20 protein-coding genes and 1 tRNA gene are annotated in these 21,005 nt (G+C 68.8%); 8 read left to right on the top strand and 13 right to left on the bottom strand.

Translation table 11 applies throughout. From position 1 onward, the window contains the following. Window positions 1-32: 32 nt before the first annotated feature. The 3 genes from ACXMDP_RS06420 to ACXMDP_RS06410 are packed head-to-tail and all read left to right on the top strand — an operon-like array spanning window position 33 to window position 2,514. Entirely contained in the window at window positions 33-1,517 is a 1,485-nt protein-coding gene (locus tag ACXMDP_RS06420) for a cobyrinate a,c-diamide synthase (protein WP_259729263.1), read from the top strand. Window positions 1,518-1,519: 2 nt separating this feature from the next. Further along, a complete protein-coding gene (locus ACXMDP_RS06415; RefSeq protein WP_233132726.1) occupies window positions 1,520-1,768 on the top strand; it encodes an acylphosphatase in 249 nt (82 codons plus the stop codon). Window positions 1,769-1,821: 53 nt separating this feature from the next. Further along, window positions 1,822-2,514, top strand: coding sequence for a GAP family protein (locus ACXMDP_RS06410; RefSeq protein WP_259729262.1), 693 nt, complete (start codon window positions 1,822-1,824; stop codon window positions 2,512-2,514). A gap of 10 nt (window positions 2,515-2,524) precedes the next feature. On the opposite strand, the gene ACXMDP_RS06405 is transcribed toward ACXMDP_RS06410, so the two are convergent. Genes ACXMDP_RS06405 through folD form a run of 4 tightly spaced genes read right to left on the bottom strand, consistent with a single transcriptional unit; the run spans window position 2,525 to window position 6,414 of the window. Next, on the bottom strand, window positions 2,525-4,006 hold the full coding sequence (locus ACXMDP_RS06405; RefSeq protein ID WP_259729261.1) for an ATP-dependent helicase: 1,482 nt from the start codon (window positions 4,004-4,006) through the stop codon (window positions 2,525-2,527). After that, window positions 4,003-4,521 (bottom strand): divergent PAP2 family protein, encoded by a 519-nt coding sequence (locus tag ACXMDP_RS06400; RefSeq protein WP_259729260.1) that lies wholly within the window; start codon window positions 4,519-4,521, stop codon window positions 4,003-4,005. The genes ACXMDP_RS06405 and ACXMDP_RS06400 overlap by 4 nt, the downstream gene beginning before the upstream one ends. After that, window positions 4,518-5,420, bottom strand: coding sequence for a geranylgeranyl diphosphate synthase CrtE (gene crtE / locus ACXMDP_RS06395; protein WP_255099715.1), 903 nt, complete (start codon window positions 5,418-5,420; stop codon window positions 4,518-4,520). Before crtE ends, ACXMDP_RS06400 begins: the two co-directional genes overlap by 4 nt. Window positions 5,421-5,472: 52 nt before the next feature. Next, window positions 5,473-6,414 (bottom strand): bifunctional methylenetetrahydrofolate dehydrogenase/methenyltetrahydrofolate cyclohydrolase FolD, encoded by a 942-nt coding sequence (gene folD / locus ACXMDP_RS06390; RefSeq protein ID WP_259729281.1) that lies wholly within the window; start codon window positions 6,412-6,414, stop codon window positions 5,473-5,475. 62 nt (window positions 6,415-6,476) lie between these two features. Here folD and ACXMDP_RS06385 point away from each other — a divergent pair, with 62 nt between their 5' ends. Then, the gene (locus ACXMDP_RS06385) at window positions 6,477-8,585 is read left to right on the top strand and encodes an HDIG domain-containing metalloprotein (protein ID WP_259729259.1); all 2,109 of its coding nucleotides are present in this window, start codon (window positions 6,477-6,479) and stop codon (window positions 8,583-8,585) included. Here ACXMDP_RS06385 and ACXMDP_RS06380 read toward each other — a convergent pair. Next, a complete protein-coding gene (locus ACXMDP_RS06380; protein WP_094510388.1) occupies window positions 8,500-8,841 on the bottom strand; it encodes a SemiSWEET family sugar transporter in 342 nt (113 codons plus the stop codon). The two genes, ACXMDP_RS06385 and ACXMDP_RS06380, sit on opposite strands and share 86 nt — an antisense overlap. A gap of 82 nt (window positions 8,842-8,923) precedes the next feature. On the opposite strand from ACXMDP_RS06380, the gene ACXMDP_RS06375 reads away from it, so the two are divergent. Both ACXMDP_RS06375 and ACXMDP_RS06370 read left to right on the top strand, forming a co-directional pair. Continuing rightward, on the top strand, window positions 8,924-10,210 hold the full coding sequence (locus ACXMDP_RS06375) for a CbiX/SirB N-terminal domain-containing protein (protein ID WP_259729258.1): 1,287 nt from the start codon (window positions 8,924-8,926) through the stop codon (window positions 10,208-10,210). A 358-nt stretch (window positions 10,211-10,568) separates the two neighbouring features. Next, window positions 10,569-10,859 carry a DUF2811 domain-containing protein gene (locus ACXMDP_RS06370; RefSeq protein WP_259729280.1) on the top strand — a complete coding sequence of 97 codons (291 nt, stop codon included), beginning with the start codon at window positions 10,569-10,571 and terminating at the stop codon, window positions 10,857-10,859. A gap of 833 nt (window positions 10,860-11,692) precedes the next feature. On the opposite strand, the gene ACXMDP_RS06365 is transcribed toward ACXMDP_RS06370, so the two are convergent. From ACXMDP_RS06365 to ACXMDP_RS06340, 6 genes are all read right to left on the bottom strand, one after another. Then, complete coding sequence (locus ACXMDP_RS06365) at window positions 11,693-13,375, bottom strand: GMC oxidoreductase (protein WP_259729257.1); 1,683 nt, start codon at window positions 13,373-13,375, stop codon at window positions 11,693-11,695. Window positions 13,376-13,515: 140 nt separating this feature from the next. Next, window positions 13,516-13,592, bottom strand: a tRNA-Met gene (locus ACXMDP_RS06360). Between the two features lie 65 nt (window positions 13,593-13,657). Beyond that, window positions 13,658-14,641, bottom strand: coding sequence for an asparaginase (locus ACXMDP_RS06355; protein ID WP_259729256.1), 984 nt, complete (start codon window positions 14,639-14,641; stop codon window positions 13,658-13,660). Between the two features lie 41 nt (window positions 14,642-14,682). After that, complete coding sequence (locus tag ACXMDP_RS06350; protein ID WP_259729255.1) at window positions 14,683-15,186, bottom strand: CGLD27 family protein; 504 nt, start codon at window positions 15,184-15,186, stop codon at window positions 14,683-14,685. Window positions 15,187-15,202: 16 nt separating this feature from the next. Further along, on the bottom strand, window positions 15,203-15,571 hold the full coding sequence (rsfS, locus tag ACXMDP_RS06345; RefSeq protein ID WP_094510382.1) for a ribosome silencing factor: 369 nt from the start codon (window positions 15,569-15,571) through the stop codon (window positions 15,203-15,205). After that, complete coding sequence (locus ACXMDP_RS06340) at window positions 15,564-16,199, bottom strand: DUF3318 domain-containing protein (protein ID WP_259729254.1); 636 nt, start codon at window positions 16,197-16,199, stop codon at window positions 15,564-15,566. The genes rsfS and ACXMDP_RS06340 overlap by 8 nt, the downstream gene beginning before the upstream one ends. Window positions 16,200-16,311: 112 nt before the next feature. Here ACXMDP_RS06340 and carB point away from each other — a divergent pair, with 112 nt between their 5' ends. Both carB and ACXMDP_RS06330 read left to right on the top strand, forming a co-directional pair. Then, entirely contained in the window at window positions 16,312-19,617 is a 3,306-nt protein-coding gene (gene carB / locus ACXMDP_RS06335; RefSeq protein WP_259729253.1) for a carbamoyl-phosphate synthase large subunit, read from the top strand. Between the two features lie 32 nt (window positions 19,618-19,649). After that, complete coding sequence (locus ACXMDP_RS06330) at window positions 19,650-20,342, top strand: DUF3386 domain-containing protein (RefSeq protein ID WP_094510379.1); 693 nt, start codon at window positions 19,650-19,652, stop codon at window positions 20,340-20,342. Window positions 20,343-20,446: 104 nt separating this feature from the next. Here ACXMDP_RS06330 and ACXMDP_RS06325 read toward each other — a convergent pair whose 3' ends face one another. Both ACXMDP_RS06325 and ACXMDP_RS06320 read right to left on the bottom strand, forming a co-directional pair. Then, window positions 20,447-20,677 (bottom strand): DUF6447 family protein, encoded by a 231-nt coding sequence (locus ACXMDP_RS06325; protein ID WP_094510378.1) that lies wholly within the window; start codon window positions 20,675-20,677, stop codon window positions 20,447-20,449. A 26-nt stretch (window positions 20,678-20,703) separates the two neighbouring features. Then, a complete protein-coding gene (locus ACXMDP_RS06320; protein WP_094510377.1) occupies window positions 20,704-21,003 on the bottom strand; it encodes a hypothetical protein in 300 nt (99 codons plus the stop codon). Between the last annotated feature and the right edge of the window lie 2 nt (window positions 21,004-21,005).

Genomic DNA, 21,005 nt, shown 5'->3' with positions numbered 1-21,005 from the left:
GTCCTGAACCCAGCGGCGGGGGGCCGGCACTGATGGCCTGCCTGATTGCGGCCCCCTGCAGCGGCAGCGGCAAAACGCTGCTCAGCCTGGCGCTCACGGCCCTGCTGCGCCAGCGCGGCCGCAGCGTCCAGACCTTCAAGGTGGGGCCCGACTACCTCGATCCCCAGTTGCTGGCCCGGGTGAGCGGCCGGCCGTGCCGCAACCTCGACCGCCTGCTCTGCGGCCCCGAATGGGTGGAGCGCAGTTTCCACTGGTGGGGCCGTCAGGCCGACCACTGCCTGGTGGAGGGGGTCATGGGCCTGTTCGACGGCCGCGGGCCCGGCGACGAGGGCAGCTCCGCCGAGCTGGCCGTCGCGCTGCAGCTGCCGGTGGTGCTGGTGGTGGAAGCCAGCCGCCAGGCCGGATCGGTCGCGGCGCTGGTCAACGGTTTCCGGCACCATCGCCGCGACCTCACCATGGCCGGGGTGGTGCTCAACGGCGTAAGCACCGCCCGGCACCAGGCGCTGCTGAGCGAAGCGCTCGCCGCCATCGGCATGCCGGTGCTGGGCCTGCTGCCGCGCCACCCCAGCCTGAGCCTGCCGTCACGGCACCTGGGGCTGCTGCCCGCCCATGAGCTCCACGACCTCACGCGCACCTGCGGAGAATGGGCAGCGCTGGCCGAGCAGCACCTTGATCTCGCGCAGCTGCTGCCCCTGCTGGCACCCCCCGCCAGTTCACCAGAGACCGCCTCCGGCGGCGATCCGATCCAATGGGCGCTCGGGCTCGAACACGAAACCCCAGCACCCGAGCCCGTGCGTGTGGCTATTGCCGCCGATGCCGCCTTTCACTTCCGCTACCCGGAAGCCACCGAACTGCTCGAAGCGGTGGGGGTGGAGCCGCGGCTTTGGCAGCCCCTGGCCGATGCGCCGCTGCCGCCGGATTGTCAGGGGGTGATCCTGCCGGGCGGCTACCCGGAGCTTCACGCACCGGAACTGGCTGCCGCCCGGCACAGCCTGGCTGACCTGCGGCGTGCCGCAGCCGCCGGCCTGCCGATCTACGCCGAATGCGGTGGCCTGCTGCTGCTGGGGCAGGCGTTGGAGGATCCAGAGGGCCAGCCCTACCCGATGGCTGGCCTGCTGCCGTTCACGGCCCGACGCGGGGCACTCCAGCTCGGCTACCGGCAGGCCACCCCCAGACACGACGGGCTGGTGGCACGCTACGGAGAATCTGTCTGCGGCCACGAATTCCACCGCTGGGAGCTGCACCCCACTCCCACGGCAGCCTCTGTGTCGGGCGGCAACGGTGTGATGGACGGAATCAAGCCGCTGTGGCAGCTTGAGGGATGGGGTTGCCCGCCGCGGAGTGAAGGATGGACGACGCGCACGCTTCACGCCAGCTGGCTTCACCTCCACTGGGCTGGGTGTTCGGCGATCTGCCGGCGCCTCCACGACGCAGCCCGGCGGACAGCTCCGTTCGCCGTGGCGGCGGCAGCCGCCGCAGCGCCGGCTCCCTGGCCTCCAGGGAGCGCTGGCAGCTGATCGTGCGCGGCCATGTGCAGGGTGTGGGCTACCGCCAGGCCTGCTGCCGCGCCGCTGCCGCGCTCGGCGTGGCGGGCTGGGTGCGCAACCGCAGCGATGGTTCGGTGGAGGTGCAGGCGGAAGGCCCGAACCAGCAGCTGCTGGATCTGCGGCTCTGGTGTGAGTCGGGGCCGCCCGGTGCACTGGTGAGTGAGGTGATCCCCAGCCTGATGCCGATCGCTGGCGACGACTGGTTCGAGATCCGCCGCTGAGCGCGGCGTGTGCGTCATCCTGGCCGGGACCGCCAACGCACCCTGGCGCCCCGATGCACGACCCCTCGCTCTGGACCGAACTGATCGCCTACGGCAGCGGCATCAGCCTCAGCCCGATCCATGTGGGCCTGCTGCTGCTGTTGCTTCTCGGTGAGCACCCCCTGCGGCGGGGTGGCCTGTTCGTGCTCAGCTGGGTCGTCACGATCGCCGTGATGGTGACCATGCTGCTCACCCTGGGCCACGGCCTGCTGCTCACCATGGAGCAGGGCAGCAGCCACCGCACGGGGCTGGATCTGATGGGGGCCGGAGCCCTGCTCACCCTGGGGGTGCGGGAGCTGCTGCCGACCAGCCGCGGCGCTGGTCCGGAGGAAGCTCCAGGCTGGACGCGTCAGCTCGACCGTTTCTGCCGCCTGCCCCTGCCGCTGCTGATCGGCGCGGGGGCGGCGCTGGAGGTGGTCAGCCCGGACGACCTGTTCCTGATGGCCAAGGGGGCATCGGCGCTGCTGGCGGCTCAACTGGGCCGCGGGCAGGAGCTGCTGATGGCCGCAGTCTTCACCCTGGCGTCCAGCCTGCTGCTGCTGGTGCCGTTCCTGGCGGTGGCCCTGGCCCGCGAACGCATGCTGCCGCGGCTCGAGAGCGCCAAGAAGCTGCTGTTCGCCCGGGGGGATCTGGTGGTGGGCGGCCTCAGCCTGGCGCTGGCGGCCTACCTGACCTGGCAGGGCATCGAAGGCCTGCGCATGGTCTGAGCCGCCGGGCTCAGGCCTCGGGGTCTGCCAGCCAGCGGCTCCAGCAGTCGCGATCGGCTCTGGAGCCTGCTCCCGCCACCATCCATACCGCCGTGCGCGCCCGGCTCACCGCCACGTACACCAGCTGCCGGCGCAGCTGCAGATCGGAGGGCCAGAACACATCGTCGGCGATGAACACCTCACCAAAGCTGCTGCCCTGGCTGCGGTGCACCGTGAGCACGGCCGCCGGCGCCAGGGAGGCGAAGGCATCCCGCACCAGGAAGTAGCGACGCCAGAGACCGCGGGCTTCCTTCTTGCCCAGCGCCCTGGCCTGCTGCCGCAGCTGCGCCAGCACCCCTTCCAGCTGCCGCCGGGCCGGGGAGCCCGCCGCCGGCAGCAACCGCAGCGACAGCTCCCCGTCGGGCTGCTGCACGGTCACCAGCTGGGTGTCGATCACCGGCGCGGTCAGCCCGTCGAAGAGCTCCAGCACCTCCCGGCCCGCCAGGCCGAACTCCGCCAGATCGCAACGCTCGGGCTTCACGTCGCGCACCACCAGCTCCCGGTTCGACGCCAACACCATGTCCGGTTCCTCGCCCCCCTCCGCCCCCTCCCGGCAGGCGGGCGCCATCACCGCCATGCGCGTGATCAGCACTTCACCCGGCAACACCGGCAGCTGGTCGGCCATCTCGCCGTGGATGGCGCGCCGGGCGAGGGGCACCAGCTGCTCAAGGCTGCGGTTCGTGTAACAGAGGATGCGGGCCTGGTCGGGGTTGTCCCCCTCGGCGGCGCGGCGCAGGGCCTGCTGAGCCGCCGCCAGCCAGGCGGAGCGCTCCAGCAGGGCCACCATGCCCTCCGGCTGCCGGATGGCCGGCAGCTGGGGCGGCAACCGGCAGGGCAGCCGCTCCTCCCGCAGGCCGGTGGCCAGGCGCAGCACCGGGCCCTGGTGGCGCACCACCTGCTCGAGCCGGGCCAGCTCGGCCCGCTGCAGATCGAACACGGGGCTGAGCGGTTCCCCCACGGGCGGCAGCTGGGCGGGATCGCCCACGAACACCAGCCGGGTGCCGTAGGGATGGGCGCAGCGCAGGGCGATCTGCAGCAGGGTGCTGTCCACCATCGAGGCCTCATCGATCAGCACCAGGGCCAGCGGCTCCAAGGCCACCGCCGTCTGCTCGGTTTCCTCACAGATCTCGCGGCCGCCATCACGGCGCAGCTTCAGACGCAGCAGCCGGTGCAGGGTGGAGGGGAACCAGGTGGGCCTAAGGCCACTGAGCTCGAGGTAGTGGCGTAGCACGCCCACCGCTTTGTGGGTGGGAGCCACCACGGTCCAGCAGAGGTCCCGGCGCTCCACCTCCGCCAGAAAGGCCATCGAGAGGTACGTCTTGCCGGTCCCGGCGTAGCCGCTCAGCACGAAAGGCCGGCCATCGGCAGGAGCGTCCAACCAGGCCACGAAGGCCTTGACCGCCTGGCGCTGACCTGGCGTGAAGGCTTGGGCGTCAGCGGAAGGAAGGCTCAAGCCAGCGGCAACCAGCCCCAGCTCTGGGCGATCTGCAGCGGGGAACCCGCCAGGGCCAGACCGGTGAGGGCGATGGCGGGGCCCATCAGGCTGCCGGCCAGCACCTCCAGGCGCGTGTGGCCCAGGTTTTCCTTCAGCGGCTTGGCTGGTGCGGCGTCCTGCCAGGTGGCAGGCGGCAGGGCATTGATCGCACCAGCCTGTAGCCCGGCGGCCCGACGCACACCGCTGGCGTCGTACATCACCACGAACGCCACTGTGGCGGCAAAGGCGAACAACGGATCATCGAAGCCCTGCTGCCAGCCGATGCCCGCCGCCGCGCCTGTGACCAGGGCGGCGTGACTGGACGGCATGCCGCCGGTTTCGAACAGCACCGCCGGGCGCCAGCGGCGGTGCTCCACCAGCTCGATGAGCAACTTGGAGCATTGCGCCAGACCGCAGGAGATCAGCGCCCAGGCCAGCACACCATTGCCAAGCAGTTGAAACAGGGGAGGGGTTCCGGAGGGGACAGCGATCATCGATCGCGGCTGGTGATGTAGTCGGCCAGGGCCACCAGCGGGCCGGCCTGGGCCAACCAGGGCTGAAGTGCCTCCTTGGACTCCCGCACCAGGGCATCGGCACGGCGACGCGACTCCTCCAGCCCCAGCAGCTTCGGGTAGGTGGTCTTGTCGGCGGCCAGATCCTTGCCGGCCGTCTTGCCCAGCACGGCACTGCTGGCGGTGAGGTCCAGGATGTCGTCGATGATCTGGAAGGCCAGACCGATGCCGCGGGAATAGGTGCGCAGGGCGTCCAGCAGATCGTCCTCGGCGCCGGCGATCAGTGCGCCGGTGAGCACACTGGCCTGCAGCAGGGCACCGGTCTTGTGCAGGTGGATGTATTCGAGTGTGTCGAGATCCACCTGGCGGCCCTCGGATTCCAGATCCACCACCTGGCCGCCCACCAGCCCGGGGGCGCCGGCCGCCAGCGACAGCTCACCCAGCACCCGCAGCAGCCGTTCGGGGGCCACACCGGGGCTGCGCAGCGCCACCATCTCGAAGGCACGGGTCAGCAGGGCGTCGCCGGCAAGGATGGCATTGGCTTCTCCGAACACCTTGTGGTTGGTGGGGCGTCCGCGGCGCAGGTCGTCGTTGTCCATGGCGGGCAGGTCGTCATGGATCAGCGACATGGTGTGGATCATCTCCAGTGCCACCGCGGTGGGAAGCGCCAGGGCACTGGTGCCTCCCGCCAGTTCGCAGCTCGCCAGGCAGAGGATCGGACGCAGCCGCTTGCCCCCCGCCAGCAGCGAGTAGCGCATCGCCTCCCGCAATGACTCGGGCCGCTCCGGGCCGAGGGCGGCATCGAGGGCCTGCTCCACGCGCTGGCGGGACGCCTCCAGGTAGGCCGCGAAATCGAAATCCGTGCTCACCGCCACGGCCATGGGTACCAGCGCACTGCGGCGGATTCTCTCAGGCCACGGCGCCGCTGAGCGCCTATGGCAACAGATCGGCGAGCGGATCTTCCGCCAGAGCTCCAGCCCCATCCACAGCGAGCGCTGGGGCGAAGGTCGCCCGCCAGCTGGCCACCGTGTTGACCAGGAGCATCGTCACGGTCATGGGCCCCACACCACCGGGCACCGGAGTGATCGCCGCCGCCAGCGGCTCCACCTCCTCGAAGCGCACATCGCCGCAGAGCCCGCCGCGGCCGCCGGGCCCCTCAGCCGCTGACGGCGGCAGCCGGTGGATGCCCACATCCACCACCACCGCTCCGGGTTTCACGTGCTCGGCACCGATCAGCCGCGGCCGACCGGCCGCCACCACCAGCACATCCGCCTCGCGGCACAGCGCCGCCAGATCGCGGCTGCGCGAGTGAGCCACGGTGACCGTGGCATTGGCGGCCTGCAGCATCAGCGCCATTGGCTGGCCCACCAGGATGCTGCGCCCCACCACCACGGCACGGGCCCCCTCCAACGGCACCTGGGCGCGCGCCAGCAGGGCCATCACACCGGCGGGGGTACAGCTGCGCGGACCGGGTTCCCCCTTGAGCAGGCGACCCAGGTTGCACGGGTGCAGGCCATCGGCATCCTTGGCCGGGTCGATCGCATTCAGGAGCGGCCCCTCCGCCAGCCCCGGCGGCAGGGGCAACTGCAGCAGGATGCCGTCCACAGCGGGATCGGAATTAAGACGTTGAATTTCGGCGAGCACCGTGGCGGCGCTGCTGTCGGCAGGTAGGTGGGCGCCGTGGCTGGCGATGCCCACCCGGGCCGAGGCCTTCTCCTTGTTGGCCACATAGACGCCGCTGGCCGGATCATCACCGACACGCAGCACGGCCAGCCCTGGCGGCCTACCGGCCCGCTCCAGGCCCGCCGTCACCACCTGCTGCAGGCGCTGCTCGACGTCCTTCGCCAGTTGCCGCCCATCGAGGAGCTTCGCCATGCCCACCACAAACGGTTCAAGGCCCAGCATGCCGACAGACCACGATTGACGTCCTCGCTAGCTTGACCACTTCGGAGGTGGAGCGTGTGCTGCTGCGTCGGCGCATCCAGAGGCTCTGGCAGCGATGGCTCCGGCAGGAATCGCCATGCCAGGCGCTCTGTCCATGGCGCCGACGCGACTGGCTGGCCGTGGCTCTGGTGTGCGTGCTGGTGGCGGGGGTGTCGAGCTGGCCCTGGCTGGTGGAACCGAGCCTGAGGCCGGGAATCCCGGCCCCGCAGAGCACCCGGGCACCGGAAGCCGCCACAGTCGTGGACAGCGACGCCCTGGAGCAGCGGCGTTTTCAGCTGGGCAGCCGCACCCACGTGCAGGTGGTGGATCCCCAGGCCGATCGGGAGCTGCAGCAGCGCCTGGAGCGGCAACTGCGGGAGCTGGAGTTGGTGGCGGCCTCCCCCCAGAACCGGGTGGGGCCGCTCAATCTGAACCCGGTGGAGCAGGCGTGGCTGATCGGCCTCACGCCGCAGCAACTGGCGCAATGGCAGCAGGCGCTGCGGCTGGCCCAGCGGCGCATGCTCAGCCAGGGCATCGTGAGCAGCATCGCCAAGAGCCAGCTACAGGCGGCCGCCGCCCTGCAGCTGGCGCCGCTGGCGGAGCCGGGCCTGGGCCTGGGCAGCCGGCTGCTGGCGGTGAACCTGCAGGGCCGCACCAACCTGCGCACCGATGCCGGCCTCACCCAGGGCTTGATCGAGGAACTGCTCACCCAGCAGGGCATCCCGCGCATCACCGTGGAAAAAGGGGAACTGATCACCCGCCAGGGGGAACCGATCAGCCCCCAGGCCTACGACGTGCTCGATTACTTCGGCCTGGTGAACCGGAGGCCCCTGCTGCGGGCCTGGCTGGGCCATGCCTTCGAAGCCTTCGCCGGCAGTGCGGTGATGGTGCTGCTGCTGCGGCGCTGGCGCGCGAGCCTGGAGCCCCGCCATGCGCTGTTGGCCCTGGGGACCCTGCTGGTGGTGCAGGGCTGCAAATTGTGGCTCGGCAACACCGCCAGCCCGCTGGCGCTGCTGGTGCCCCCCACCCTGCTACTGGCCCAGGCGCTGGGCACTGGCGCTGGCCTGGCCTGGCTGGCGGTGGCCAGCCTGCTGTGGCCCCAACCCCTCGATGGCTTCAACGAGCAGCGCCTGCTGGTGGCCGCCCTGGTGGCGGTGGTGGCGGCGGTGCTGGCAGGCCGGCAGCGCAGCCGCGCCCAGCTGGTGCAGCTGGCACTTGTGCTGCCGGTGGGTGCCCTGGCCCTGCAATGGCTGGTGCTGCAGGTGTCGTATCGGTTGCCCAACAGCGCACGGGTGACGCCCAGCGGCGCAGAGCTGGTGGGAGAGGCGCTGCTGATGGGTGGCCTGCTGATGGGCGGCCTGCTGATGGGACCACTCGTCGAGAGTTTCTTCGGGCTGCTCACGCGCGCGCGGCTGCTGGAGCTGGCCGACCTGGAGCGCCCCCTGTTGCGGCGGCTGTCGATGGAAGCGCCGGGCACCTTCGAGCACACCTTGATGATCTGCGGGCTGGCCGAGGAGGGCGCCCGGGCGATCCAGGCGGACGTCGACATGATCCGCACCGGCGCCCTTTATCACGACGTCGGCAAGTTGCACGCGCCGCAATGGTTCATCGAAAACCAATCGGAAGGCCTCAACCCCCACGAAACCCTCAACGACCCTTTCGCCAGCGCCGCGATCCTGCAGGCCCATGTGGATGAGGGGCTCAAGCTGGCCCGCAAATACCGCCTGCCACGGCCGCTGGCCGATTTCATCCCGGAGCACCAGGGGACCTTGAGAATGGGCTACTTCTTCCATCAGGCCCGGGAGCAGGATCCCGATGTGCCCGAGCAGCGCTTCCGTTATCGCGGGCCCACGCCCCAGAGCCGCGAAACCGGCATCCTGATGCTGGCCGATGGTTGCGAGGCCGCGCTGCGCTCGCTGCCGCCCGGCACCTCGGAACAGGAGGCCCGCGCCATGGTGCGCCGGATCATCGAAGCGCGCCACAGTGATGGCCAGCTCAAGGACAGCGGCCTGAGCCGGGGCGAACTGGAACTGGTGATCAGGGCGTTCGTGCGGGTGTGGAAGCGGATGCGTCATCGGCGGATCCCTTACCCGATCCCCGCCCGGAAGGCCTACAGCGCCTGAGCCCCTGCAGCTTGCGCTCCAGCACCACCGAGGCCGGCAGCAGGGTGATGGCGTTGGCGGCGATCAGGGGGCCGTCACGGGTGATCAGGCCATAGAGCAGCCAGCAGCAGATGCCTGCGGTGAACAGCGTGTACATGCGCAGGGAGATGCCACTGGTGTCGCCACTGCGCAGGGTTTTGATCGCCTGGGGGAAAAAGCTCAAGGTGGTGAGCGCCGCCGCGCCATACCCCAGCAAGGTGGTGGAGGTGGCAGTCATCGGGCCGGGCGCGTTGACCTCAGCATGGCGGAGGCGCCGCAGGGAGGGAGGAGCGATAGGGTCCCCCGAGACAGGTCTTGTGATGGCTCCTCTTCCAGCGCAACTTCTGGCGGGAGCCTCTGCCAACGGCAAGCTCGGCGTGATGGTGTGCGGCCATGGCAGCCGCAACCGTCTGGCCGTCGAGGAATTCGCCCAGCTTGCGATCGGGCTGCAACAACGCCTGCCCCATCTGCCGGTGGCCTACGGCTACCTGGAATTCGCCCGGCCAATCCTGCGCGATGGCCTCGATCAGCTGCGCCAGCAGGGTGTGGAGCATGTGCTGGCCGTGCCAGGAATGCTGTTCGCCGCCGGCCACGCCAAGAACGACATTCCCTCGGTTCTGAACACCTACGCGGCCGAATCCGGTCTGCGCATTGATTACGGCCGCGAGCTGGGTGTCGACCGCAAGATGATCGAGGCTGCGGGTGCCCGCATCCGTGGCGCGCTGCAGCAGGCGGATGCCGCCGCTGCTGCCGCCGGTGAGCCAGCGGTGCCGCTGCACGACACCCTGTTGGTGGTGGTGGGACGCGGCTCTTCCGATCCCGATGCCAACTCCAACGTCAGCAAGGTGACCCGCATGCTGGTGGAGGGGTTCGGGTTCGGCTGGGGCGAAACGCTCTACTCCGGTGTCACGTTTCCGCTGGTGGAACCGGGGCTGCGCCATGTGGTGAAGCTGGGCTTTCGCCGCATCGTGGTGTTCCCCTACTTTCTTTTTTCCGGCGTACTGGTGAGCCGCATCCGGCTGCACAGTGAGCGTGTGGCGGCAGATCATCCCGCCGTGGACTTCGTGCAGGCTCCTTATCTGGGTGACCATCCACTGGTGATCGACACCTTCCATGAACGTGTGGAAGAAGTGGTGCGCGGGGACACCCAGATGAACTGTTCGCTCTGTAAGTACCGGGCGCAGGTGCTGGGCTTCGAAGCGGAGGTGGGTGATCCGCAGCGGAGTCACCACCACCATGTCGAGGGGTTGATTGAATCCTGCACGTTGTGCGAACGCGAATGCACCGGCGCCTGCCAGCCCGATGGGGTGCCGATTCCCCTAGGCAGCGGGCAGGGCCACAGCCATAGCTACAGCCACAGCCAAGGAGATGGACCCGCAGGGGCCCCCGGGCCGGCCCACAGCCACGTACACGGCCCGGACCAGACGGAGCATGGCCCCGTCCACGACCACGCGCATCACCAGGGTCAGCCCCACGACCACGGCCACACCCGTTACCCCCACGCTGACCACCCGCTCGGGCCTCGCAGCCTGACGGCAGCACCCCCCGCCAAGGGAGACCAAGCCGTCTCGCCGACCCCCGGGACTCAAGAGATCCACGGGGCATAAGCCCTGCTGATGTGTCACCGATTTCCCCAGGCACCCATGGTTTTCCCCAGAACGGGAGGGGTTTTTCCACAGGCGAGGTCGGAGAATGGCCTTTCAAGTCCTTGAATCTGGGGATTACGCGGGTTTCCAGGCAGCCTTCTTGACAAACGTTCTCAGTGGCATCAACCGCCAGACCGATTGCCGATGGCCAGCGACGAAGAGGCACCGCAACTGACTTTCTCAAGGCGAGCCGGCATGGGTTTCACCCAGGCCCCCCGCTTTGACGGGCCTGCCGTCGCTGTGGCTATCTGGGCAGGACCAGGGAGCCACGGCATTGAGCGACGCGCTGAACAGGACCACAGGCCAAGGACGCAACGGCATGCGCGGCAGCGAGGCCGCCAGTGGCTCAGGACGGAGTGAGGCCTATCCAGGCGAAGCCGGGGTGGCTGCAGAAAGCCGCGTGAGTCTTGAGGCGGAGATCCCTGAGCTCCTGTTCGACGGCATGCGCGACTTCATCCGCAGCCATCCCCACTGGGACCAGTACCAGCTGGTCAGTTCAGCCCTGGCCAGCTTCCTGTTCCAGAACGGATGCACCGACGGCTGCGTCACCCAGCACTACCTCAACGGTCTGTTCATGCGCAACCAGCCGCCCGAAGGCCGCCTCGTCTGACGGCAGCTTGCCCGGAGTCCAGCGGGGCTGACGCGAGATCAGCCGTCATCGTCCGAGACCAGCAGCCGTGGCCCTAGACCAGCAGCCAGGGCCGATGGGCGCCAGTGAAGCCGGAGACAGGCACGCGTGAATGGACACAGGCCGCCAATGCTGAAGAACGGCCTGTAAAGCTCGCGCTCCTGATCCACCCAAGATCCTCCTCGCAGCCGATTCGGCTGTTGATCCACGCGTCGTTTATTGCACGCGCGATTCAGCCACTCGGTGGTTCCTTGAGCACTTGTCCTCCAGGCCCATTGCTCTGAACAACGCCAGCGAGCACGCAAGCTGCAAGCACGTGGGCGCCAAGCAACGCACCATCAAGTCCTGCACGATGGCTGGCTGCCGATTCACAGACCGCTGATCACTGGATCCCACCTTGATGGTTTCACTGGATCTCACCTTGCTGTTCCAGACGTTGTCGTTCCCAAGCCGCTGTCTCGCGCGTTGCTGACTCGAAACCTGCTGACTCGAAGGTTGCTGCGTCACACGTTGCTGAGTCGCAGTGGCTGCTCAAGCTGCTGATTGGCAGGTTGCAGCTTTACGCGTCGCGGCTTCACTCGGTAAGGGTTTGTCGGCCACCGAACAGCAAACAACCGGCTGAAGGAGAGGTCCTGCGCAGCGGAACACCACAAAATCACAGGCCCGCTGCCTGTGGCGCCAGCAATAAAAAAGCGGAAACCCTAAGGCCCCCGCTTTGGAATCTCCCTTGCCCGACCCGGTTAAAGGTCGCCTGCAAATTGTGCAGGAGGGTCCAGATCGCTTTTGTGGTCGTTGACACCGCCCGCGTGGTCCGGTCAGGACGCGCTCACAGCCTCATCGATCGCGCCAGTGCGCAACCTGTGGGCGGCATGGGCGCAGGCCCGCCAGGTGATTGCCATCTCCGTGAGCGTGGGGCTCTGCCAGCCGGCACTGGGCCAGCAGGCCCCATCGGTGACCAGCAGATTGGGGGCCTGCCAGCAGCGGTTCCAGGAGTCCACCACCCCGGCGTCCGGGCCAGCCGCCATGCGGGCTCCGCCCAGTTCATGGATGAAGTAGCCCGGCGGGGCCGCCTCCGTTGACAACGCCACCCCAAGGCGCAGCAGCGGCTCGGCCAGCGGAAACAGGAACAGATCCTCCAGCGGCCGGATGCAACCACCGGCGGCAGCCACCACCGCCGCCATGCGCGCCTGCATGTGGGCCACCATCCGCGTTTCGTTCTCGCCCCAATGCACGTCGATGTGGGGGGCCGGCAGGCCCCAGGCATCGGTGGCAGTGGCTGAAAGGGTGAGCCGGTTGTGGGCCTGGGGCAGCACTTCCCCCTGGCCGATCAGGAAGCCCACCGCCTCCCTCGGGCGCCGCTTGAACGGAGCCGGCGGATCGAAGCGCTGCACGCCGGCCCAGATGCCGTAGCCGCGGCGGAAGGGCAGAGGCTGGTCATCGGCGCCGAGGTTCACGGTGTTGGGGATGAAGGCACTGCCCGCTCCCGACAGTTCACTGGGGCCGGTCGGGGCTGGCTGATCGGGCAGCGCGAAAAAACGGCAGCTGGAGATGTGATCCATCAGGTGGCACCCGAGGCTGCCGGAGGGGTCCGCCAGCCCATTGGGCTGATGCGCCTCTTCGGAATGGAGCAGGATCCGCACCGATTCCAGCGTGGAGGCGCAGAGCACCACCAGCTGGGCCTGCACCCGCTGCCGCGCACCGCTGGCCTGCTCCACGTACACCACCGCCTCGGCACGGCGGCGGGTGCGATCGAACTCCACATGGCTCACCACCGCCCCCGGACGCAGCGTCACCCGGCCGGTGGCCAGGGCCTGGGCCAGCGCCCCGCCCTGGGAGCAGGAGCGGGGCCAGGGGCCGCTGCCGGGGCGATGCAACGCGAAGCCACGGGAGTGGATCAGCGGCAGATTCAGCTCCCGGGCGATCGCCTGCTGAAGGTGGCGCTCCGCTGGCGTGAACGGCAGCGGCGGCTGAAACTCCCCATCCGGCAGCTGGGGCAGGCCATCGCGGTGGCCGTGCACGCCGTGGAAGCGCTCGAGTCGGGCGTAGTAAGGGGCCAGGTCGGCGTGGGAAAGCGGCCAGGACGGGCCGTGGCCATCCCGCTCGCCCGCCTTGAACTCGTGGTCGGAGAGGCGCAGCGTGATGCCGCCCCAGGTGAGACTCTTGCCGCCCACCTGACGCCCCCGGCTCCAGAGGAAGGGGCGGTCGGGAGGCGTGCTGTAAGGGTTCTCTCGCTCATCCACATACAGCTCCGGGTTGGCCTTCCAGTAGCCCGGATGCTGCACCTGCCGCCACTGCCGGCCGCTGCTGATGTTGGCCACCCGCCTGAGGCTGTTCAGGGGCTCGCTGCCGAAGGCCTGGCGGGCGCTGAGCGCGGGGCCCGCGTCCAGCACCAGCACCCGCAGGCCGGCGCTCGCCAGCACCATGGCGGCGACCCCGCCGGTGGCGCCGGACCCCACCACCACCGCATCAACCAGGGCTCCGGGATCAGCGAGAGGCATCGGCTGGCCAGCAACGGGCGTGGCGTGGCGACCTTAGGCGGCGACAGCCGGTCGTCGAACCAGCGACGCAGGGCCCCGCCTCTGCCCAGACAGCTGCCCATAAAAAACCGGCTGCAGATCCGCAACCGGGGGATGAAAAGTGGTGGCGGGGAGGAGATTTGAACTCCTGACCTTCGGGTTATGAGCCCGACGAGCTACCAGACTGCTCTACCCCGCGTCGCCTCAGACACACTACAAGCCGGGGGTGCCTTCCGGCAATGGGCCGGGTCCTGGGCGCCGGCTTCAGCGCGCCATGGCGTCAAAGCGCAGCTCGCCGCTCACCTCCAGCCGCAGGCCAAGGCCTGGGGCAAGGAACTGATCCTCGAGCTCTTCGAGGGTGAGCGCCGTGAGCCAGTCGAGCTGCCGCAGCAGGTGCAGCGTCACCGCGTGCTTGGCACGGCTGGCGCCGTCCTCCACCTTGATCGCCACTCCCAGCCCCTCGCCCATGCGGGCCAGGCACTGGATCCCTTCGGCGCCCCCCTTGCTCAGCACCAGGCCATGACCCCGCCGCATCAGCTCAGTGTCGAAGCGTCCCTCGCCAGCCACAAGCTCAGGGTGGGCCAGCATGGCCCGACTCAGCCGCTCAAGATCGGGCTGCTCAGAACCGCCCAAGTGGGCAAACAGCAGCGCCATCTGGGCCAGCTGGATCTGCACGGTGGGGGCCCCGCAGTCGTCGCGCGCCGTGAGCAGCTCCGCTCCGGGCAGGCCCAGCAGTTCCCCCACCCCCTTGAACACCTGCTGCTGCAGCGGATGGTCGGGCTGGAGGTAGGTGTCCAGCGCCCAGTTCATGCGGCGGCAGGTGGCAAGAAACGCGGCGTGCTTGCCCGAACAGTTGTGCTGCAGCGGGCTGGCGTCGGGCCGCGGTGGCGGGCACTGCAGCCGTTCGGCTTCCAGGTCGGCGCTCCAGAGGATCTTGAACGCTTCGCGGGCATGGGCCGGCGTGCCGGCGTGGGACGCACAGGCGATCGCCAGGCTGCGGCTGTCGGCACCGGCCAGGTCGGCGGCACCGCTGCTCACATAGGCCTGGGCCTGGAAGGGCTTCAGCGCCGATCGCATGAAGCTGAGCTGCTGGGGATCACCGGCGCGCATCAACACCCGCCCGCGCTTGTCGCAGACAACGGCGTGAACGCGGTGCACCGACTCGGTGATACCGGCACGCAGCAGCCGCACCTCCAGGGGGGGCACGCCTGGCCGCTGGGAGGAGCCGAAACTGGAAGACAAGGACATCGCAGAGGGATCGGCGCCCCGGAAACGACCGGGGCCAAGGTTCAAAGAGCCTGGCAGAGCCAGGCTCCTACCAGCAGCAGTGCAGCGGCCAGGAGCAGGCCCTGGCGGAGACGCTCCAGCACCGGACGCACTTCATGGCGGGCCACCAGCAGGTCCTGCTGGCGCCAGGAGAGGGGCTTCTCCCACACCTGGCCGTCGTACCAGCCGGATTCCTCGTATTCCACCCGCTCGGAGGTGAGGCGCCGGCTCACATAGCTCCAGCCCAGCCACTGGCGGATCAGCAGCAGCAGCGAGGGCAGCACTGCCGCCACCGCCGCCGCCAGCACCAACCGCAACGGCGCGTGGCGCAGGGGCCAGCTGCCGTAGGCGATCAGCAGACACAGCGGCAGTGCAAGCAGCCAGCTGATCGCCAGGGGCTTGAGCAACTGCCGGGAGCTCTGCACCGGCCAGGCGAAGAACCAGGAGGCGAGCAGCTGGCGGTATTCCTCCAGGGGCTGCTGTTCGACGGGCACCGGACAGGTCGAGAGGGGGGAGACCTGAGCCATGGAAGACGCCGGACGGTCAGAGGGAAACAGACTCCTCGGAGCCTAGGAACGGCACCTGCTCGCCGTGTCCCCAGAAGGCTTCCAGGTCGTAGTAGCGCCGTTCGCTGGGGGTGAGCACATGCACGATCAGCTCGCCGTAATCGAGCAGCACCCAGCGCCCTTCGTTCTGGCCCTCCTTGCGCAGCGGCAGCCGGCCCGCATCAGTGAGCAGGCGGTCTTCGACCGAACGGGCGATGGCCCGCACCTGCACATCGGAGAGGCCCGAGCAGATCACGAACCAATCGGCCAGGGAGGACACCTCATCGACCCGGATCAGACGGATGTCCACGGCCTTGCGGTCGTCGCAGGCCTCGGCGGCAAGCCTGGTGAGGCGATCACTATCCATAGACGTTCTCGCTGGTGACGGACTGGCGGCTGCCTTGTTGCTGGGCCATCTCGGCACGGGCGGTGGCCGCACTCTTGCGCAGGGCCTCCAGGCGATCTTCGTAGAAGGCGCGTTTCTTCTTCTTGCGGGTCTGCTCGACCAGTTCCTTCAAGGCGCCACCCAAACTCTTGTAGGCATTGGGCAGGGTGTAGCCGAAGCGGGTGGCCAGGGCAATGGCCCGCTCATCGGCGGCGATCGCATCCTGCAAACGTTTCTCTGAGTTGTTCTTGAGGTAGAGCCGGTAGCCGGCGAAGCCCGACAACCCCAGCGCCATCATCAGCAGCAGGCCGTCCTGCACCCATAGCTCGCCGATGGCGCCGCCAAGGCCGATGGCCAAGGCCGCCATCTCCCAGCCGTCGCGGGGCACCGCATCGTTCTGGATGCGGCCCACCTCATGCCAGAAGAGCAGGTTGCGGTGGTCGAGGGCCAGCTGATCCCAGGCTTCGAGATCCAACTGGATCTCCACCTCATCACGGCCGATCTCCTCGATCGTGACCAGGGGCGGGTCGGCGGAGGCGGCGGCTTCCACGAACACCCAGCTCTGCATCTCCGGAGGAAGCAGCCCCTTGAGGCGCTGGAGTTCGCTCATCGAACCGGCAATGGATAGGAAACCGCCACGTTAGCGAGGACACACGCCCCGGAGGCCAGCCAGCGGGCAGTGGGCGTGAGAGGCTGAGGCCGTTTGGCTTCGAACACCGCCCATGCCCCGCCGCACGGATCTGCGCCGCATCCTGCTGCTGGGCTCCGGACCGATCGTGATCGGCCAGGCCTGCGAATTCGATTACTCAGGCACCCAGGCCTGCAAGGCCCTACGGGCCGAGGGTTTCGAGGTGGTGCTGATCAATTCGAATCCGGCCTCGATCATGACCGATCCGGAAATGGCGGATCGCACCTATATCGAGCCGCTCACCCCTGAAGTGGTGGCGCGGGTGATCGCCATCGAGCGCCCGGATGCCCTGCTGCCCACCATGGGCGGTCAGACCGCCCTCAACCTGGCGGTGGCCCTGGCGGAAGACGGCACGCTCGAGCGCTACGGCGTCGAGCTGATCGGCGCCAACCTGGCCTCAATCAATAAAGCGGAAGACCGCCTCCTGTTCAAACAGGCGATGGAACGGATCGGCGTGGCGGTGTGTCCATCCGGCATCGCCAGTTCGCTCGCCGAGGCCGAACGGGTGGGAGAGGAGGTGGGCGGGTATCCGCGCATCATCCGGCCCGCCTTCACCCTCGGCGGCTCCGGCGGCGGCATCGCCTACAACCCCGAAGAGTTCCGGGCCTTCTGCAAGAGCGGTCTGGAGGCCAGTCCCGTCTCCCAGATCCTGATCGAGCAGTCGCTGATCGGCTGGAAGGAGTTCGAGCTGGAGGTCATGCGCGACCTGGCCGACAACGTGGTGATCATCTGCAGCATCGAGAACCTCGATCCGATGGGGGTGCACACGGGCGACTCGATCACCGTGGCCCCTGCCCAAACCCTCACCGATCGCGAGTACCAGCGCCTGCGCGACCAGTCGATCGCGATCATCCGCGAGATCGGCGTGGAAACCGGCGGCAGCAACATCCAGTTCGCGATCAACCCCGCCAACGGCGACGTGGTGGTGATCGAGATGAACCCGCGCGTGAGCCGCAGCTCGGCCCTCGCCTCCAAGGCCACCGGCTTTCCGATCGCCAAGATCGCCGCCCGGCTGGCGGTGGGCTACACCCTCGACGAAATCCTCAACGACATCACCGGAGCGACGCCGGCCTGCTTCGAGCCCACGATCGACTACGTGGTCACCAAGATTCCCCGCTTCGCCTTCGAGAAGTTCCGCGGCAGCCCGGCGGTGCTCACCACCTCGATGAAATCGGTGGGCGAGGCGATGGCGATCGGCCGCTGCTTCGAGGAATCGTTCCAGAAGGCCCTGCGCTCGCTGGAAACCGGCCACGCCGGCTGGGGCGGTGACCGCCCCGATGCCGAGGTGGAGCCCAGCGACCTGGAACGCCAGCTGCGTACCCCGGCGCCTGAGCGGATCTTTGCGGTGCGTGCCGCCATGGTGGCCGGCCGCAGCGACACCGACATCCACGCGCTCAGTGCCATCGACCCCTGGTTCCTGGCCAAGCTGCGCGGCATCTTCAACGCCGAGCAGGCCCTGCTGCAGGGGCGTGCGCTCAACGACCTGACCAGCGACACATTGCTGGCGCTCAAACAGCTGGGCTTCTCCGATCGCCAGATCGCCTGGGCCACCGGCAGCGACGAACTCAGCGTGCGGCGCCATCGCCAGGCCCTGGGGATCAATGCCGTGTTCAAGACCGTGGACACCTGCGCGGCGGAATTCGCCTCCACCACGCCGTACCACTACGCCACCTACGAGCGGCCGCTGGAGCAGTTGAACGCGGACGGCAGCCTGGCGCCCCTGCCGCCGCAGGACGAGGTGCAGCCCGAAAGTCGCCGCAAGGTGATGATCCTGGGCGGTGGGCCGAACCGCATCGGGCAGGGCATCGAGTTCGACTACTGCTGCTGCCACGCCTCCTTCGCCCTGCAGGAGGAAGGCCTGGCCACGGTGATGGTCAACAGCAACCCGGAAACGGTCTCCACCGACTACGACACCTCCGACCGCCTCTACTTCGAGCCGCTCACGCTCGAAGACGTGCTGAACGTGATCGAGGCCGAGAAGCCCGCCGGGGTGATCGTGCAGTTCGGCGGCCAGACGCCCCTGAAGCTGGCGCTGCCACTGCTGCGCTGGCTGTCCACGCCGGAGGGCATGGCCACCGGCACCCGCCTCTGGGGCACGTCACCGGAATCGATCGACAGTGCCGAAGACCGCGAGCAGTTCGAGGCGATCCTGCGGCGGCTCGACATCCGCCAGCCGCGCAACGGCCTGGCCCGCAGCGAGACGGAGGCCCGTGCCGTCGCCGCCCGGGTGGGCTATCCCGTGGTGGTGCGGCCCAGCTACGTGCTCGGCGGCCGGGCGATGGAGGTGGTGTTCGACGAAGAGGAACTCAACCGCTACATGGTGGAGGCGGTGCAGGTGGAGCCCGACCATCCGGTGCTGATCGACCAGTACCTGGAAGACGCGATCGAGGTGGATGTTGATGCCCTGGCCGATCGCGAGGGCCGGGTGGTGATCGGCGGGCTGATGGAGCACATCGAGCCGGCCGGCATCCACTCCGGTGATTCAGCCTGCTGCCTGCCGGCGGTGTCGCTCTCGCCCGCCGCGCTGGCCACGATCCGCCAGTGGACCGAAGCGCTGGCCCTGGCTCTTGATGTGTGCGGCCTGATCAACCTGCAGTTCGCCGTGCAGCGGGAGCAGGTGTTCATCATCGAAGCCAACCCGCGTGCCTCCCGCACGGTGCCGTTCGTGGCCAAGGCCACCGGCGTGCCCCTGGCCAAGGTCGCCAGCCGCCTGATGGCAGGGCGCACGCTGGCGGAGCTGGGCCTCACCGCCGAACCTCAGCCGCCGCTTCAGAACGTCAAGGAGGCGGTGCTGCCCTTCAAGCGCTTCCCCGGTGCGGACACCCTGCTGGGACCGGAGATGCGCTCTACGGGCGAGGTCATGGGCAGCGGCGCCGATTTCGGCATGGCCTACGCCAAGGCGGAACTGGCCGCCGGCGAAGCATTGCCCACCGCAGGCATGGTGTTCCTCTCCACCCACGACCGCGACAAGGCGGCGCTGGTGCCGGTGGCCCGCAACCTGGCCGCGCTGGGCTTCCGGCTGATCGCCACCACCGGCACAGCCTCGCTGCTGCGCGCCCACGGCCTCGAGGTGGAGGCCATCCTCAAGGTGCATGAAGGCCGCCCGAACGTGGAGGACGCCATCCGCTCGGACCGCATCCAGCTGATCATCAACACCCCGATCGGCCGGCAGGCCGCCCACGACGACAAGTACCTGCGCCGCGCCGCCCTCGACTACGCGGTGCCCACGGTCACCACCCTGGCGGGAGCGCGCGCGGCGGTGGAGGCGATCACCACCCTGCAGAGCCAGGAGCTCACCGTGGCCGCCCTGCAGGACATCCACACCCGGGCCGGCAGCTGATCGCTACGGTGAAGGGCCCCTGCCCGAAACCATTGACCACCACCGCTCCCCCCAGCTCCGTCGTAGCTCCCGGCACCGACATCACCGACCTGTTCCGCGCCGCCTACGAGAACCGCTACACCTGGGAACCCGGCTTCGCCGGTTACCAGGGCCGCTGCGTGTGGGAGCAGGGCGACCGTCGGGTGGAAGGCCGCTTCGTGGTGGGCGCCGACCTCAAGGCCAGCGTGGAGGGGATCGACGACGCCGAAATCAACAAGGCCGTGGCCTCCCAGCTCTGGGAGGTGTGCATCCACCGGGTGCGCCGCACCTTCGAGCAAACCCACAGCGCCAACACCTTCACCGCCGGCGACACCGATGCGGTGGGCCTGGAGGTGATCGTGGGCGGCAAGGGCAGCGGCGACCGCTACCGCATCAAGGACAACGTGGTGACGATGGTGCACCGCCACATCCACGGCACTGTGGTGACGATCTTCACGCTGGAAACCACCGACACGGGCGCCGGCTACCTGAGCCGCCGCTACAGCAGCGCCTACAGCGACCCTGCCACCGGCGTCGCCCGTGGTGGCACCAGCCACTTCACCGACACCTTCGTGCCCCTGGCCGGCATCGGCCCCTGGGTGCTGAGCGAGCGCGTGATCGCCAGCGACGCAGGGAGCGGCGCCTCAGCAGCAGAGGGTGAGGCGGGCGAGCAACGCTTCCGCTTTGAAGACCTGCAGCCGGTCTGATACCAGCCGTTCTGATCGCAGCCGCAAACCCCGGCCCGTCTGCAGCCACGGGCCGGGGGGCGACGCTCGGGGTTAGGGACTCCAGGTACTGGAGCCCACTGCGCTCAAAAGGGCTCCGGCAGGGGCGGGACGGTTTTGAGGCGCTCGTTGAGCTGATGGGCCATCGACTGGCGCCCCACCGCCAGCACCTTCAGGGTGTCTTCGTGCAGGCGGAGCTGGTTGTCGGCCACCTGCATGCCGCGCACCAGTTCCTTGAGGTCGTCGGGCAGCGTGTTCAGGTCGTAGCGCTTGCCCTCGAAGGTGAGCACGGGTGGGTTGGAAGCGGCGTCTGTCAAAGCCAGCACAAAGGGGATCGCTCATTTTACGCCGGCTGGCGCCGCCGTTTGAAGAAGAACATCAGCAGGGGCCCCACCTGCGAGGCTTCCACCATCTCCCACCCTTCCGCGCCCAGCAAATTGAGGAAGAACTGCAGCTGCCCAGCCGGATGACGCGGCGGCGGCGGGGCGCCGTAGAACTCCGGAAACTCGCTGGCGATGAATTCGGGGCTCAAGGCACCTCGCAGCCGCTCACTGGCGGCTTCCGCGCTGGGGGGTTCGGGAGGGGTGCCACTCTCCAGGTTGATGTGGATGACCCGGTATTCCCACAGAGGCAGATCGGTCATGG

The sequence above is a fragment of the Cyanobium sp. ULC065 genome (assembly GCF_977927515.1).
This window is presented reverse-complemented; position numbering and strand designations above follow the sequence as displayed.

Excerpts from the sequence above, each read along its gene's own strand:
- ACXMDP_RS06420 (WP_259729263.1), top strand. The coding sequence starts at position 33 with ATGGCCTGCCTGATTGCGGCCCCCTGCAGCGGCAGCGGCAAAACGCTG.
- ACXMDP_RS06410 (WP_259729262.1), top strand. The coding sequence starts at position 1,822 with ATGCACGACCCCTCGCTCTGGACCGAACTGATCGCCTACGGCAGCGGC.
- ACXMDP_RS06400 (WP_259729260.1), bottom strand. The coding sequence starts at position 4,521 with ATGATCGCTGTCCCCTCCGGAACCCCTCCCCTGTTTCAACTGCTTGGC.
- crtE (WP_255099715.1), bottom strand. The coding sequence starts at position 5,420 with ATGGCCGTGGCGGTGAGCACGGATTTCGATTTCGCGGCCTACCTGGAG.
- folD (WP_259729281.1), bottom strand. The coding sequence starts at position 6,414 with ATGGCGAAGCTCCTCGATGGGCGGCAACTGGCGAAGGACGTCGAGCAG.
- ACXMDP_RS06380 (WP_094510388.1), bottom strand. The coding sequence starts at position 8,841 with ATGACTGCCACCTCCACCACCTTGCTGGGGTATGGCGCGGCGGCGCTC.
- ACXMDP_RS06375 (WP_259729258.1), top strand. The coding sequence starts at position 8,924 with ATGGCTCCTCTTCCAGCGCAACTTCTGGCGGGAGCCTCTGCCAACGGC.
- ACXMDP_RS06370 (WP_259729280.1), top strand. The coding sequence starts at position 10,569 with ATGCGCGGCAGCGAGGCCGCCAGTGGCTCAGGACGGAGTGAGGCCTAT.
- ACXMDP_RS06365 (WP_259729257.1), bottom strand. The coding sequence starts at position 13,375 with ATGCCTCTCGCTGATCCCGGAGCCCTGGTTGATGCGGTGGTGGTGGGG.
- ACXMDP_RS06355 (WP_259729256.1), bottom strand. The coding sequence starts at position 14,641 with ATGTCCTTGTCTTCCAGTTTCGGCTCCTCCCAGCGGCCAGGCGTGCCC.
- ACXMDP_RS06350 (WP_259729255.1), bottom strand. The coding sequence starts at position 15,186 with ATGGCTCAGGTCTCCCCCCTCTCGACCTGTCCGGTGCCCGTCGAACAG.
- rsfS (WP_094510382.1), bottom strand. The coding sequence starts at position 15,571 with ATGGATAGTGATCGCCTCACCAGGCTTGCCGCCGAGGCCTGCGACGAC.
- ACXMDP_RS06340 (WP_259729254.1), bottom strand. The coding sequence starts at position 16,199 with ATGAGCGAACTCCAGCGCCTCAAGGGGCTGCTTCCTCCGGAGATGCAG.
- carB (WP_259729253.1), top strand. The coding sequence starts at position 16,312 with ATGCCCCGCCGCACGGATCTGCGCCGCATCCTGCTGCTGGGCTCCGGA.
- ACXMDP_RS06320 (WP_094510377.1), bottom strand. The coding sequence starts at position 21,003 with ATGACCGATCTGCCTCTGTGGGAATACCGGGTCATCCACATCAACCTG.